The sequence below is a fragment of the Curvivirga aplysinae genome (assembly GCF_009711445.1).
GTDB lineage: Bacteria > Pseudomonadota > Alphaproteobacteria > UBA8366 > Aestuariispiraceae > Curvivirga > Curvivirga aplysinae.
This window is the reverse complement of sequence record NZ_SMMC01000213.1, coordinates 19973-36068: the sequence shown is the minus strand read 5'-3', so window position 1 is coordinate 36068 and position 16096 is coordinate 19973. Positions and strand designations below refer to the sequence as shown.

12 protein-coding genes and 1 pseudogene are annotated in these 16096 nt (G+C 43.4%); 9 read left to right on the top strand and 4 right to left on the bottom strand.

The window, feature by feature from the left end; translation table 11 throughout:
* Positions 1-274: 274 nt before the first annotated feature.
* The 4 genes from E1160_RS15865 to E1160_RS15850 all read right to left on the bottom strand — a co-directional run bounded on the left by E1160_RS15865 (position 275) and on the right by E1160_RS15850 (position 6122).
* A complete protein-coding gene (locus E1160_RS15865; protein ID WP_155156985.1) occupies positions 275-586 on the bottom strand; it encodes an ArsR/SmtB family transcription factor in 312 nt (103 codons plus the stop codon).
* Between the two features lie 210 nt (positions 587-796).
* Positions 797-3952, bottom strand: a complete 3156-nt coding sequence (locus tag E1160_RS15860; RefSeq protein WP_155156983.1) for an efflux RND transporter permease subunit — start codon at positions 3950-3952, stop codon at positions 797-799.
* A gap of 67 nt (positions 3953-4019) precedes the next feature.
* Complete coding sequence (locus E1160_RS15855) at positions 4020-5156, bottom strand: efflux RND transporter periplasmic adaptor subunit (RefSeq protein ID WP_155156981.1); 1137 nt, start codon at positions 5154-5156, stop codon at positions 4020-4022.
* A gap of 36 nt (positions 5157-5192) precedes the next feature.
* The gene (locus tag E1160_RS15850) at positions 5193-6122 is read right to left on the bottom strand and encodes a histone deacetylase family protein (RefSeq protein WP_155156979.1); all 930 of its coding nucleotides are present in this window, start codon (positions 6120-6122) and stop codon (positions 5193-5195) included.
* Positions 6123-6274: 152 nt separating this feature from the next.
* On the opposite strand from E1160_RS15850, the gene E1160_RS15845 reads away from it, so the two are divergent.
* From E1160_RS15845 to sppA, 9 genes and pseudogenes are all read left to right on the top strand, one after another.
* Positions 6275-6526: an exodeoxyribonuclease VII small subunit gene (locus E1160_RS15845; protein WP_155156977.1), complete on the top strand. Its 252-nt coding sequence runs from the start codon at positions 6275-6277 to the stop codon at positions 6524-6526.
* A 52-nt stretch (positions 6527-6578) separates the two neighbouring features.
* Positions 6579-7495: pseudogene (locus E1160_RS15840) on the top strand (polyprenyl synthetase family protein).
* A 57-nt stretch (positions 7496-7552) separates the two neighbouring features.
* On the top strand, positions 7553-9490 hold the full coding sequence (dxs, locus tag E1160_RS15835) for a 1-deoxy-D-xylulose-5-phosphate synthase (RefSeq protein WP_155156975.1): 1938 nt from the start codon (positions 7553-7555) through the stop codon (positions 9488-9490).
* 16 nt (positions 9491-9506) lie between these two features.
* Positions 9507-9902, top strand: a complete 396-nt coding sequence (locus E1160_RS15830; RefSeq protein ID WP_155156972.1) for a YbaN family protein — start codon at positions 9507-9509, stop codon at positions 9900-9902.
* A gap of 131 nt (positions 9903-10033) precedes the next feature.
* On the top strand, positions 10034-11428 hold the full coding sequence (locus tag E1160_RS15825; protein WP_218048952.1) for an MATE family efflux transporter: 1395 nt from the start codon (positions 10034-10036) through the stop codon (positions 11426-11428).
* Positions 11415-12863: an MATE family efflux transporter gene (locus E1160_RS15820; protein ID WP_155156967.1), complete on the top strand. Its 1449-nt coding sequence runs from the start codon at positions 11415-11417 to the stop codon at positions 12861-12863. The genes E1160_RS15825 and E1160_RS15820 overlap by 14 nt, the downstream gene beginning before the upstream one ends.
* Positions 12856-13638 (top strand): TlyA family RNA methyltransferase, encoded by a 783-nt coding sequence (locus tag E1160_RS15815; protein WP_155156965.1) that lies wholly within the window; start codon positions 12856-12858, stop codon positions 13636-13638. The genes E1160_RS15820 and E1160_RS15815 overlap by 8 nt, the downstream gene beginning before the upstream one ends.
* A gap of 52 nt (positions 13639-13690) precedes the next feature.
* Positions 13691-14263 (top strand): peroxidase-related enzyme, encoded by a 573-nt coding sequence (locus E1160_RS15810; RefSeq protein WP_155156963.1) that lies wholly within the window; start codon positions 13691-13693, stop codon positions 14261-14263.
* Between the two features lie 29 nt (positions 14264-14292).
* Positions 14293-16092 carry a signal peptide peptidase SppA gene (sppA, locus tag E1160_RS15805; RefSeq protein ID WP_155156960.1) on the top strand — a complete coding sequence of 600 codons (1800 nt, stop codon included), beginning with the start codon at positions 14293-14295 and terminating at the stop codon, positions 16090-16092.
* The last annotated feature ends 4 nt before the right edge of the window (positions 16093-16096 follow it).

Genomic DNA, 16096 nt, shown 5'->3' with positions numbered 1-16096 from the left:
TTCTCTAAATAGAATGCGATTTATCCTCTTGAATTGCAAGAACATCCGCATCAAACGAAAAATTATTTTATCACTTTTTCCGAAATTGTTTAATAATAAAATAAAAGGACGCTGCATAATTGCAGTGTCCTTTTAAAAAATCACTATTAACCAAATGCCTATAAAATCCTGCTTATTAAGATGAGATCACCTTCCCCATATCGATCCATCTAAGCATTCTGATTTTTACCACTTAATTAAATTCCTGATACCCCTCAGGTATAAATTCGCAGCCTTATGCAGCTAACACCATTTCATCTGCGAAAATATTGCTTAACGCAGAGATAATAGTCTTAGTCTGCTCACCCTTAATAGAATAGTAAATTGTTTGTGCTTCGCGACGTGTTTGAACAAAACCATCACGACGCAAACGTGCCAAATGTTGAGATAGTGCAGACTGGCTTAAACTAACTAGTTTTTCCAATGCGCCAACAGACAATTCGGAATTAAGCAAATGGCAAAGAATCAATAAGCGTTTTTCATTGCTCATAGCTTTCAGCAATGTGCTTGCTTCTTGAACACGAGGTTCCAAAGCTTGTGGGGACATTAATTTCACCTTTTAGTTGAATTATTTAAACGAAGATGAGGTCCATCCTCTTGCACGCATATTAGCAATATGCAATGGCAAAGAAAATGACTTTCCCCCAGAAAACCGCCATATTTTTGACAGCATTTTATCTAGTTGAGGTACTATAATACCTTACATAAAATGCCAGCTTATATATTAACAATTCGTTAACCACTTGCTAAGATCATGTTAACTTTTCGATCTATTTTCCAAGGAGGCAACAAGCAATGCTAATAGTGGTGGAACTATCGCTAAAGTTAAGATTGCAGATAATGCCAAGCCACCGACAACAACCGAACCAAGACCACTATATATCTCAGAACCTGCACCTGGGAATAAAACAAGCGGTAACATACCAACCACAGACGTGAGAGTAGACATGAAGATTGGACGAATTCGATTCGTTGTCGCTTCGACCACAGCTTTTCCTGCTTCCATCCCTTCTTCACGGATATGATGCAAGGTTTGATGTACTAATAAAATCGCATTATTCACTACAATGCCGATCAAAATCACAAAACCCAAAAGCGTTAACATATTAAATGTCTGGAACTTCCATGTCGCGAGCAACTGGAATCCAACCAAACCACCCGCTGTCGCTAAAGGCACCGCCAACATAATGATCAATGGATAAAGAAAACTTTCGAATAGAACCGCCATAACAAGGAAAACGATGATCAGAGCAATCAACAAGCTACCTTTCATTTCACTCCATGTTTCATTCAATTTTTCTGCCGTACCTGTTAACTGTAGATTGATCCCATTTGGGACACCTTCCTCAATCAGAGGATTCATAACTTGCCCTTCCAACATTTCCAGTGCCACTTCTAACGGGATAAAATCATTGGGGCGAATCTGTAGAGTGACTGTGCGTACACGTTCAGTGTGACGAATTTCTGTGGGTCCTGAAGTTACACGAATATCAGCTAATGACGCCGCAGGCAAAATGGTGCCACTTTCTGTCACAACAGGTAATGCATTAATATCCTGTGTTGCCTTATTATATTCTTCAGGCCCTGTCAGAGTTAGATCAATCAATTTACCATCGACCGTAATCTCATCAATTCGAAGACCATCATTAAAAGCATCGACAGTAATACCTAACTCATTTGCAGATACACCGTTATCAGCCAATCGCACTGGGTCAGGCGTCAAACGGATTTCAGGTTCACCAAATTCTAATCCCGGAATCGGACGCATCTGATTTCCTTCATTACGCGGTAAAATCGCGCCAACCTTCATTGCAGCACGTTGGGCAGTGGTAATCACATCTTCCAGACTAGGACCAGAAATATCTAAATCAACCGAACGAGATCCACCAACCCCACGGCCAAAAATAGATGGCTGCGTAAAGAAACCAAACATACCCGGTTCGCTAAATATTGGTTTCGTCAGAACGGGAATAAGTTCCCCCGCACGTTGTTGATCCATCGCACTTGCGCCCATAAAAGTACGATTGGTCAATGCAACGAAAAAGAAATTTTCAATTTTCGGAGGTTGTCCTTCTTCAGATTCAGGACCTGATACAGATGCCCACAGTGGTTTAACCTTACTTTCGACCTCAGATGCGATCTCATTCATCGTTTCTAAATTATAGCCCGGAGGTGGAAATAACATACCAAAGACGAAATTTCGGTTACCGGTTGGTAGATATTCAAGTTTTGGAATCAATGCCAAGGTAATTGCTGAACTAATGACAGTTACACCAATCACCAATGTCAGGGCAAGTTTACGGCTATTGACGACACCATTTGTAAGCTTAGTCACTGCGGACATGAACATGCGCCCAAAACCATCGACAAATGGCAATTTGATAATCTTGCGATTAGGATCATTCACATCATGACGCAACAAGCGATTTGCCAAAGCCGGAATAACAGTGATGGAAACAAGTAAGGACAACATCACAGATACAGAAAGCGCCACAGCAATATCACGGAATAGCTGACCAACCTCTAATTCCATGATCATTATAGGAATGAAGACAAGAACAGTCGTCATCGCAGAGACGAAAATAGCACCCCAAACCTGCGCGGCACCTTCATAGGCGGCTTGTGAAATCGGCTTCCCTTCTTGTCGTAAACGATAGATATTCTCAAGAACGACAATCGCCGCATCCACCACCATACCAACAGCAAAAGCAATACCCGCTAAACTTACCACATTAAGCGAGCGCCCCATAAAGGCCATAGCAACAAAGGACGCAATCACAGATACAGGAATAGCCAATCCCACAACCAAGGTCGCACGTAAACTACGTAAGAATATCAATAAAATAATGGCAGCTAGAACACCTCCAACCCAGATATTCTGAATAACCAGTTCAATAGCAGAATCAATATAGACAGTTTCGTCATAAAGCTGTTCCATTGTTAGTTTTTCACCAACTAAAACACCTGCATTAAGTTCGGCTACAGCAAGACGAATTTCTTCCATTACCTCAATCACATTGGCACCTGTTTCACGGGTGGCATTCACCGCAATCGCATCAATACCGGAGGATCGGATATCTGATGTGGAACGTTTATATGAGAAATATACATTGGCGATATCACCGACAGTGATACGGGCCATACGCCCTGTCGTTACATCTTGTTCTGTTCGTAGAACGACATCACGTACCTGCTCAAGAGAAACAAATTCATTATCCGTGCGCACAACATAGCGACGCTTACCTTCTTCTACGATACCGCCAGTAATAGAAGCATTTGCCGCGCGCAAAGTGGACAGAACTTCGGAAATCGTAAGATTATGTTGTGCAAGCAGGGTCGGTTCGATTTCAACGCGCATTTCGCGTTCCCCACCGCCATACACATTCACTTCGCCAACACCGTTCACACGTTCAATGCGTTCTTGGACAACATCAACGACAAAATCACGATATTCCCCCACCGGACGGTCGTTCCCTTCGGTTCGAACAACACGGAACCAAGCGATAGGATTATCTTCACTACCTGCCGTCCGTAAAGTCGGCTCATTCGCTTCTGAAGGATAACTTGAAACACGATCAAGACGGTTTGCGGTTAAAAGCAAAGCACGAGACATATCCTGCCCGACTTTAAATTCAAGTGTCACACTACCACGTCCCGTGGATGCACTACTTTCCATGCTTTCCAGGCCTTCAAGACCTTTTAACACATCTTCTTGCTCATTGATGATTTCACGTTCTACTTCTGCAGGCGCAGCCCCGGGCCAGTCAGTTCGGATGGTAATCACCGGGCGTGTGATATCTGGTGTTAACTGGATCGGAATCGTGTTCAAGGCCACGAATCCAAACATCACAGCCATTAATACGGCTGCGATGACGGCGACAGGTCGTTCAATAGAAATACGGATTAAATTCATGTTCCAAGCCCTTCCCGGCTTTGTAATATATCAAATATGCGAGACGAATTAATTTAAAGCGGCATAGTTAGCTGCCGCTTTCCTCCGCTTTTGGCATATTTGGATATTGTACCGCTTGTCCCGGGAATAAACGTTCATTCCCACGTATGACAACAATATCACCTGCTTTAAGGCCAGTCATAACTTCAAAACGCTGTCCAACAGCATCCCCAACTGTTACAGGACGAATATTAGCAACCCCATTTTCAACCACATAGGCGATATAACCTTCACCTTTGGCAATAAGTGCATCCTTATGAACGGTCATTACCTGACGTGTTGATCCAACAGGAATATATACTGTCACGGATTGGCCCGCCGCTAAATTTTCAAGTGCATTATCATCTGCACCCAAGGTAAAACGAACCGCACGTGTACGGGTAAGTACATTTTCATCTGGTACCACAGCACGCACGATTGCATCGTAATTTTGCCCTGACAAGTCTACGTTAATCAATCGACCGTTTTCCAGGCCAATCAAACGATTGGATGGCACATCTGCCTCTACTTCTAGATCTTCATGGTTGATCAACGACAAAACAGCATTACCTTGACTTACATAAGATCCAACCTCGGTATTCTTTTCAGTTACAACACCATTAAACGGTGCTTTAATCACAGTGCGGGCTAGATCGATCTCAGCTAAAGATAAATTTACTTGTGCCGCAGCTACTTCTGCTTCGGCTACAGAAACTTGAGACGTAAAACGTGCCAATTCTAACTGCTTATCTTCAAGACGAGCTGGGGAGAATGCTGCTGAAGATTGTAAACGTTCCAATCGTGCTAATTCTTGTTCAGTCAGGGCTTTTTGATCAAGAGCTGCTTTTAAGCTCGCTTTTGCTTGCTGTAACATCGCCGCTTGCAGGTTACGTGATTGACGAATACGGCGATCATCTAAAACAACCAACGTGTCTCCTTTGACAACGCGATCGCCTATTTGAACATCCATTTTTTCAATCGGCCCATCGACCAAGGCTGCAACTTGCGAACGTTGTTGTGCAACCAATCGACCCAATACAGGGATAGTTTGCCCTAGAGGCTCCCCCTGCACTTCATCGACACCAACCAATGCAGCTTGCTGACCTTGCGCCCATACAGATTGTAGCGGGCCTATCAAAGCAAGACCTAATACTGCCGCACCAACAATCTTTAAAATATTCTTCATGTCATTAATCCCCTGATGACAAATAGCTCATCCATATCAATAAGCTTGCAATTCTCTTACATGAGCCTGAACTGAACGAGGTAAGGCTTCCAGATCATACCCACCTTCCAAAGTTGAGATGATCGGACAATTACTTATATCCCGTGCGAATGCAACAAATTCAGCAGTCATCCATGCATAATCCTCATCTTCCAAAATCATATTGGCCAAAGGATCATCTCGATGTGCATCAAACCCAGCTGAGATAAATAAAAGGTCCGGATCGTATTTTTCAAGGGCAGGCATGATTTTTTCTTTGAAAGCAATACGTATTTTTTCTCCATCCGCATAAGCAGGTAAGGGAAAATTCACTATATTATTATATGCACCATGATCATGTTCAGCACCCGTTCCTGGATAAAGGGGCGATTGATGCGTAGACAGGTATAAAAAATCCGGATCATTCCAAAAACAGGCTTCGGTTCCATTTCCATGATGAACATCAAAATCAATCACGGCACATTTCTTAATGCCATAAGCTTCGCGTGCATATGCAGCCCCAATTGCAACGGAATTAAAAAGACAAAAGCCCATAGATTTGTTTGGTTCCGCATGATGCCCAGGTGGACGAGTCGCACAAAACGCTGTCTGATCTTCCTTAGCATGAATAATAGTGTCGACTGCCGCCACCACCGCACCCGCTGCACGCATGGCGGCTTCTCCAGAATGCGGGCATAGTGAAGTATCTCCGTCAATAGATATTAATCCATCTTGGGGCACTGCATTTAGAATTGAGTCAATATGCTCTTTAGGATGTATCAGTGCCAACTGATCTTTCGTTGCTAACGGCGCTACTTTTCGATTCAGCGATTTAAACTCATCAGCTTCTAGACCTTTTAGAACAGATACCAAACGCGCTGGCTGTTCTGGATGCCCAGCGCCCATGTCATGCAAAATGCAACTTTCATGTGTGAATAATAAAGTCATGTTTAAACACCTTCCCTCTACCTGAGCACTTGTTATCACAAAGAAAACTTGTTTTCTCCATTCTTATAGCTTGGCTGTCCCTTGCATAAAGGATAAAATACATCTCAATTCATGAAATATTTAAGCATAAGTAAACTTTAAGGACCTGCATCATGTCAGAGACCCAAGAAAAACAACCTATCTCCAATATGAGTTTTGAAACTGCCCTTCGGGAATTGGAGACTATTGTAACAGGTCTGGAAAGTGGTGACATTCCCCTAGAAATGTCGATCGCATCTTATGAACGAGGTACGGAGTTAAAGAAGCATTGTGAGGAGAAGCTTTCTGAAGCACGCTTGCGTGTAGAGAAAATCAGTTTAAATCCAGATGGCAGTGCCAGTGCTACTGAAATGCAGCTAGATTAAGCCTATTCCCGTTACTAAATAGAACATAGAGGTAGCCTCAATGGCCCCGAATATGAATCAGGATTTTTCTATCTCTCTAAATACAGCTATGACAGATGTGGCTGACAAGATTGAAACAGAAATCAGCAAACATCTTCAAATAGAACAACCTGAAGATAGTGTTATCTCAGAACCCAAACTTATCCAGGCAATGCGCCATGGTAGTTTGAATGGCGGAAAACGATTACGCCCCTTCTTGCTTATGCAAACAGCTAATCTGTTTTGTGTTTCAGAAGCCTCTGCCTTACGTGCTGCCACTGCCCTTGAAATGATCCATTGCTATTCATTGATCCATGACGACCTTCCAGCGATGGATGATGACGACTTACGTCGAGGCCAACCAACAGTTCATAAAGCCTATGACGAAGCCACAGCTATTCTGGCAGGAGACGCTCTTCTCACAATGGCGTTTGAACTGTCTTCACATGAAGAAACTCATGCCAATCCGACAATCCGCTGTGAATGGGTTGCAGCCTTGGCAAAAGCAGCTGGCCCTCATGGTATGGTGGGTGGTCAAATGATTGATCTGGAAGCAGAGGAAACAACATTAGATCTAAATGGCATTACAAGATTACAGCGCCTTAAAACCGGATGCTTAATCGAGGTTGCATGTCAAGGTGGTGCAATCCTTGGCCAAGGAGCAAAGCCCAACGAGATGCCTTACGTGGTTATGCACATGACCTTGGTTTAGCCTTCCAAATCGCAGATGATTTACTGGATGTGGAAAGTACCGAAGAAGAAACCGGAAAGAAAGTAGGCAAGGACGCGGATCGTGGTAAAGAGACTTTCGTATCGCTTCTTGGTGTGGATCGTGCCAAGGCCCAAGCAGCACTTTTAGCCGAACAAGCGGTTGACCATTTGTCTGACTTCGATCATAAGGCTGATTTGCTGCGTGAAGTTGCAAGATTTATCGTAAACCGTCGCAACTAAAAACGCGTATAATACACAGGATTTTTATCCGACAGGATAAGTTGAGGAGCCCCTTTCATGGTGATCAAAGATACACCACTGTTAGACCAGATTAATGTCCCAAGCGACTTGCGTAAACTGGATGAAAACCAGTTACAACAAGTTGCAGATGAAGTACGTCAGGACATGATCCAATCTGTATCACATACAGGTGGTCATTTAGGGGCTGGCTTAGGTGTTGTAGAATTAACAACGGCCTTACATTATATCTTCAACACGCCGGATGATCGTTTGATCTGGGATGTGGGTCATCAATGCTATCCTCATAAAATCCTGACCGGTCGCCGTGATAAGATGTTGACTATGCGCCAAGGAGAAGGCTTAAGCGGCTTTACTAAGCGTAAAGAAAGTGAATATGATCCATTTGGTGCTGGTCATAGTTCCACATCCATTTCTGCTGGTCTTGGTATGGCTGTTGCCCGTGATCTTGCGGAAAGTGACAATCATGTGGTTTCTGTGATTGGGGATGGTTCCATTTCTGCAGGGATGGCATTTGAAGCTATGAATAATGCAGGGGCCTTAAAATCCAATCTGACCGTTATCCTGAACGACAATGAAATGTCTATTGCACCACCTGTTGGGGCAATGAGTGCCTATTTAACCAAACTGCTTTCTTCCAAATCTTATTTGTCCTTGCGCGATATCATGAAAAAAATTGCGACAAAATTCCCGGACCCAATGGAAAAAGCAGCTGCGCGCGCAGAGGAATTCGCCCGCGGCATGGTTCAAGGTGGCACCCTATTTGAAGAACTTGGTTTTTATTATATCGGCCCAATTGATGGGCATAATATGGATCATTTGATTCCAGTTCTTAAAAATGCACGCGAAGAAGCAGAACGTGGTCCTTTCTTGATTCATGTGATCACCCAGAAAGGAAAAGGGTATCAACCTGCGGAACAGGCATCTGACAAATATCATGGTGTTTCTAAATTTGATATTGTTACAGGGACACAGGTTAAATCCCAACCAAAGGCACCGACATATACAAAAGTCTTTGGAGAAACTTTAACAGAACTTGCTAAGCACGATGACAAGATTGTTGCGGTCAATGCTGCCATGCCATCCGGCACGGGCTTAAATATTTTTGATGCGGCCCATCCAGATCGTTGTTTTGACGTAGGCATTGCCGAACAACATGCAGTGACATTTGCAGCAGGTATGGCATGTGAAGGTTTTAAACCCTTTGCCGCAATTTATTCTACCTTCTTGCAACGTGGATATGATCAAATTGTACATGATGTTGCCATTCAAAACCTTCCCGTTCGTTTCGCGATTGACCGTGCAGGCTTTGTAGGGGCTGATGGATCAACACATTGTGGTGCTTTTGATATTACTTTCTTGGCAAGCCTACCGAATATGATTGTCATGGCGCCAAGTGATGAAGCCGAATTGGCAAATATGATTGCCACAGCTGCCGATATCGATCATTGCCCTTCTGCGGTTCGCTATCCACGTGGTGAAGGTATTGGTGCGGAGTTACCAGAAAAACCTGAAGCATTAGAAATTGGTAAAGGCCGTATCATCCGTGAAGGTAAATCTATCGCTATCCTCTCAATTGACACACGCTTGGCAGATTCCTTGAAAGCCGCAGATAATCTGGTAAATATGGGTATTAACTGTACTGTTGCTGACGCACGTTTTGCAAAGCCTGTAGATACGGAACTGGTTCATAAGCTCGCATCTGAACATGATCTCTTGGTAACTGTAGAAGAAGGTTCCATTGGCGGCTTCTCTACTCAAGTCATGGATTATGTGGTGCGCAATGACCTAACTCAGGGATTAAAAATCCGGAATCTATTTATGCCAGATATATTCCAAGATCATGAAAAGCCGGAAAAGCAACTTGCAGATGCGGGTTTAGATGCAAATGGTATTCAAAAAACGATCCTTGATGCCCTTGGCAAAGACAATATGGGACACAATATCCGAAATAGTCCCGCAGGTCTTTTAGAATAGGAAATCATACACGCTTATGGTAAAGCTCTCCCATCACACCCTTCGTTGGATATATCTCATCATTGGGTGGGTAGCGCTGAGTCTTGGTGTGATAGGTGCTTTTCTACCTATCATGCCAACCGTGCCATTTCTAATCGTGGCATTATGGGGGTTTTCCAAAAGTTCAGAACGTTTTCATCATTGGCTCTATACTCATAAAACTTATGGCCCACTTTTACAGGATTGGGACCAGCATAGAGTCATCCCGATCTGGGGAAAAATCTGGGCAGTCACAGCCATGACAGGTAGCATGTTAATTATGCTTTATCTGGAAATTCCATTTTATGGATTGATTTCTGCGGGCATAATCATGACTTCTGTTGGGATTTATATTGTGACCCGTCCTAGCCGTAAACGCGAGAAAACCACCTAGAAACTTCAATTTTTCTTAAATTTTGCCGTTTTCCGACATCTATTGACGCGAAAGGTATCTTTCGTGAAAGATAAAAATTTGTTACAAGCTTATTAAACGAACAATTAATAACTCTTTTCAGGATGACGAAAATGCTACTTCGGTTGATTCAAAAAGATCCAATCGTGATCGGCAAAGCCAAAGAAGAATATCGCAAACTTTTCAAGATTGCTTTCCCCTTATGTCTTGGACATCTGGGACATATGGCCATTGGAACCACTGATGTCTTGATGATTGGACAATTAAGTGCGGAAGCACTCGCTGCTTCTGCGATTTCAATCAGTATTTTCTATACCCTGTATTTATTACTAACTGGCACCATTATGGCGATCACACCAGTGGCCTCACAAGCTATTGGTGCCGGACAAGCACGCACTGCACGTCGCGCTGTACGCCAAGGTATATGGGTTGCCCTGACGGTATCTGCACCTGCCCTATTCATTTTATGGCATACAGAATTTATATTTGAGGTAACCGGGCAAACCGAATCCTTAATCGCACCTGCCAAGGAATATATGCATACCTATATGTGGATGATGATTCCGGGTTTAATTTTTGATGCATTAGTATATTTCACGGTTGCGTTGGGGCGTCCAAAACCGATCCTGTATGTCACCTTGATCGGTATTGCCGCAAATGCGTTTTTCAATTACTGCCTAATTTTTGGTAATCTGGGCGCACCGGAACTTGGTCTGGCGGGTGCTGGTATTTCCAGTACATTGGTTACCACGTTAATGTTGCTTATCACCGCAAGTATCATCCTCACACGGCTTCCTTATCGCCGCTATCATGTTTTCAGCCGCATTTGGCGACCAGATTGGGAGCTTTATGTAAAAATCTATCGCATGGGCTTGCCTATTGGCGGTGGGATGCTTTTAGAACAAGCGATGTATTCAGTGTCTGTGCTATTAGCTGGGCGTTTAGGCGCTGTGGAAGCTGCAGCCCATTCCATCGGCATGGCCATCATCAATATTATCTACATGTTCAGCATGGGTATTAGTGACGCGACCACCAGCCGGGTAGGCAATAACTTTGGCCGTAAAAACTTTATGGGAGTTCAGATCGCAGGCTATGCGGGCCTGTCTCTCGCCTTACTGTGCTCTTCCCTCGCCTTCGTATTTGTCTTGATTTTTGCAGGACCCATTACATCTGCATTTATGGACGATAGCTTGCCAAATGCAGAACTTGTTTTGGCGCTTGCGGTCAAGATTGCGATTATCGGAATGATCTTTGAAATTGCGGATGCGGGGCAGCTTGCCCTTAAAGGAAGCTTGCATGGAATCTCCGATATGAAAGTTCCGCTTTACACTTTCATTTTGACCTATACAATCGTCGGCACAACTACAGCGTATCTTTTATCCCACCACTTCAACCTTGGTGTCATCGGGATCTGGTACGGGCTGCTTACAGGCGTCTTACTCACGGCATTCTTCCTGTATTTACGTTTTCAATATATGATGCGAAAGATTAGCTATGAGCCAAGATAACCACTTCCTCAATCAGGTCGAAGAGGGACAAGTCACCCATAAAACCGGGATATGGGCGAATTACATAGAAACTTGGAAAGTCGCGTTACCTATCTGCCTAAGTTTGCTTGGGCAGATGGCAATGGGCACAACAGATGTGATTTTCATCGGACAATTAGGCCCAACGGAATTAGCGTCTGCTAGTTTATCCGCTCATATCTATTACATTTACTTTATGATTTCCATTGGGATTATTCTTGCCTCAAATTCGTTGATTAGTCAGTTCAGAGGACAGCAAAATCAGCGGATGATACGTCGTACTGTACGACAATCCATCTGGATAGCCATCTTATGCTCAATATTTTTTATGCTCCCTTTATGGTTTATGCAGGAAATCTTTCTTATTCTCGGACAGGAAGAAAGTCTGGCTATTACCGCAGGGCGATATACAGACTATTTGATGTGGAGCTTTTTGCCTGCTGTGGCATTTGTATCGTTACGTTGCTTTTTTGTTGGGATGCAACAAGCCAAAATGGCTGCAATTATAGTTTGGTCGGCAGTCCCCTTAAACGCAGGATTAGATTATTTATTGATCTTTGGTGGTTTAGGTATTCCTCCTCTTGATATTGAAGGGGCAGGAATTGCAACGACAATTGTATCAACCTTGATTTTTATAGCCGCAGCTATAACGGTTTCCATTAAGCAGCCATTTGCGGAATATCAGATTTTTAAAAATTTTTGGCGTCCTGACTGGGGAATATTCATTAACCTCTTCAAGTTAGGTACGCCTATGTCCATACGCCTTACTCTTGAAGAATCTGTTTTCACTGTTTCAGCAATACTTATTGGTTGGCTTGGTGTAATCGAACTTGCTGCAAATACAATCATCATGGTAATTTTGGGAACTACATATATGATTAGCTTGGGAATCGCGGATGCGACAACCAGCAGGGTAGGATATGAGTTCGGAGCAAGAAACTATGTCCAAGCGAAACAGAATGGTTGGGTCGGCGCATTTGCTACTTTGACTTTTACAATTACAGCTGCCCTGATTGTCGTCATTTTTTCAACCGAGATTTCAGAGTTTATTCTCGATCCAAGCACAGAACAAGCAGACGAAGTGCTCTTAATCGCTGCTAGCGTTATGCTAATTGCTGCTTTATCACAAATTCCTGACGGAATTCAACTTTCTATCGCAGGATGTTTAGCAGCATTAAACGATACAAAACTCCCAATGTTTGCCTCCATTTTCTGCTATTGGGGGCTTGGCTTCTCTGTAGCGTGGATATTGGCTTTTGAATTGGACATGGGAGTGCCAGGATTCTGGCTAGGATTGTTTATTGGACTTTGCAGTTCCGCTGTCGTAAATCTTCTGCGTTTCTGGTATCTGATCCGAAGCGATGCTAGACTTGATCACCAACAACAGCTTGCAAGTAACGAAGACTCTCATGGCTAAATCCCCAAAACCAAACACAGGTCCGCGCCCACTAAAGGTAAAGAAAGAACGTATTGATCAGCTATTGGTAGATCGTGGTCTCGTCGAAACCAAAAGTAAGGCACAAGCCTTGATCATGGCAGGTAAGGTTTTCAGTGGGGAGCAAAAAATCGCCAAACCCGGCGACAAGGTAGCTGAAGACAAGCCCCTAGAAGTGCGTGGACAAGACCATCCCTGGGTTAGTCGTGGGGGGGTTAAACTTGATAAAGCCATCAGTGAATTTAATCTGGATGTAAAGGATCGTATCTGTATTGATGTGGGTTGTTCTACAGGTGGGTTTACCGATGTGTTATTGGCAAATGGCGCCAAGAAAGTATATGCGGTCGATGTCGGTCGTGGTCAATTAAGCTGGAAATTGCGCAGTGATGATCGGGTGGTGGTTATGGAAAGCACCAATGCCCGCCACCTCACCCGTGATGATATCCCTGATGAAATTGATGCAGTTGTCTGCGATGCAAGCTTCATTGGATTGGAAAAAGTACTACCTGCTACTATGGGCCTCACCCGCAGTGGTGCCTTTCTAGCGGCCCTTATCAAACCTCAATTTCAGGTTGGTAAAGGCGAAGTTGGCAAAGGTGGCGTCGTTCGGGATCCTGAACTTCATAAAAAGGTCTGTGATGAAATCCATCAATGGGTTTCCAGCCTTGAAAATTGGGAAGTCGAAGGTATCACTGAAAGTCCGATCACAGGCCCACAAGGAAATGTTGAATTTCTAATTTGCGCTCATAAGAAGTAATCCCTACATTATCTCTAATACATATGAAAATGAATGCGTTGGGGAAGTTCACATGCCACAAAAAGATATATTATCTATTCTACCTGATCCGGATATTTCCGCCCTTGATCCAGACATCCAAAAATATTTCAAGATTTGTGAAGAAAAACTTGGACTGATCCCAAATGTTTTACAGGTATATGCCTATAAACCTAATCGTCTTCGTAAATTTATGGATATGTATAATGAGATCATGCTGGAAGAAAGTGGCCTTTCCAAACTAGAACGCGAGATGATCGCAGTTGTCGTGAGTAGCTGTAATCGTTGTTACTACTGCCTTGTTGCCCATGGACAAGCGGTTAGACAATTATCAGGTGATCCGGAATTAGGGGAAATGATGGTGATGAATTATCGGATCGCGCCATTATCAGAGCGTCATAAAGCCATGTTAGATTTTGCATGGAAATTGACAGAAACACCCGGTGTCTTTGAAGACGAAGATCGCCAAAAATTACGCGACGCTGGTTTTAATGAGTCTGATTATTTTGATATTTGTGAAACCATTAGTTTCTTCAATTATACCAATCGAATGGCACATGCGACAGAAATGATGCCGAATAAAGAGTATCACAGCTTGGATCGTTAACTTAACGCCTCTATTAACAGGATAAATAAATGCGACTTTTCGGTAAAATTCTTCTTTGGTTTATGGCTGTTCTTGGCTTCCCAATGTTGATCATGATCGTCTTTGGAATCAGCCTTGCATTTAACTTAAAGAAAGAAATCGCTTCTGTTGAACCAAATGCCGTCCTATGGCTGGATTTAGATCGTCCGATTCCAGAACGTGCAGGAAGTGGTAACCTGTTCGAACAATATGATCAGGCCAGTTTCCTTGACCATCTACAAGCAATTGAACGTGCAAAAACCGATGATCGCATTATTGCCATTGCCGCGGAAATCAGTGGAAGTATTATGGGCATTGCCCAAACCCAAGAGTTAAGAAATGCCCTTATCGATTTTCAAAACGAAAGTGGTAAGAAAACCTATGTCTATGCGGAAGATTTAGGTGCAATGGGCGGCGGTATGCTGAGTTATTATTTAGCGACAGGTTTCTCAGAAATCTGGCTTAACCCGACAGGTGGTGTCGGTGTGAGCGGCATGGCAATGGAAATCCCCTATTTCGCCGATGCATTAGAAAAAATTGACATCACCGCAGAAATGGAACAACGCCATGAATATAAAGGTGGTGCAGATCCTTTCATTCGAAGTCAAATGACAGAACCTGTTCGTGCCTCCCTTCAAGGCTTATTGGATGACTGGCATAAACAATTGGCAACGGGTATGACAACAAGTCGTCAAAACATCGCCGAAGACATTGATCAACTTGTTTTGAATTCTCCTTACCTTCCACAACAATCTTTAGAATTAGGGCTCGTAGATCGTCTCGCCTATTGGGACGAATTTGAAGACTTAATCGACTATCTTCCTGAAGATACAGAATCTCACACTATTTCTGTTTCCTACTACATGCTGGCAACCAATCTTGAAATCGAAGAAACGGATGAGGAAGAAAACAACAAATCCTATACTATTGCAGTTGTTCAAGGCATAGGCCCAATCACGGGCGAAGATTATGGTCCTGGCTATTATACCGATGAGACTTTCTCTCCCTATACAGTTTCTAAAGCCCTTGCCAATGCCCGTGAAGATAGCAGTGTCGACGCTGTTCTATTTCGTGTGAGCAGCCCTGGTGGGGCTTATGCGCAATCCGATATGGTCAGACGGGAAGTTCTAAAACTCAAAGAAGCCGGAATACCGGTTATTGTGTCGATGGGGGACAATGCGGCAAGTGGTGGTTACTTTGTTTCCATGGGTGCGGATTATATTGTGGCACAACCAGGTACATTAACGGGTTCAATTGGTGTTTATGCAGGCAAGGTTGCAACGAAAAAGCTTTGGGATAATCTGGGTGTTAACTGGGAGCGCGTGGAAACGGGTCCACAAGCAGGAATGTGGAGCATGATCAGCGAGTTCACCCCATCTCAGAAAGCCAAATTTCAAGAAAGCCTCGATTTCGTCTACACAGACTTTTCTGGTAAAGCTGCACAGGATCGTGGTCTTGATGCAACAGAAATCGATGCAGCAGCGCGTGGTCGTATATGGACAGGGCGTGAAGCTGTAGATATTAAATTAGTTGATGAGCTAGGTGGTTATAATGAAGCCTTAAATGCTGCCCGTATCGCTTTGGAAACTGAAAAAGATGCCGCATTAAATCTGCAAGTTTTCCCAAAACAACCAACACCTGTGGAACAAATCGAAGCAATTCTGTCCTCAGATGACCCATTACGTTACATTTCAGTGCAGGTCAGTGATCATTTTATTGAAAGACAAATTCCTGATTGGGTATTACAGGTCAGAGACCAGTTTACATCACATGGCCTACTGACAATGCCGATAATGAAAATCAGTGATTAACAAA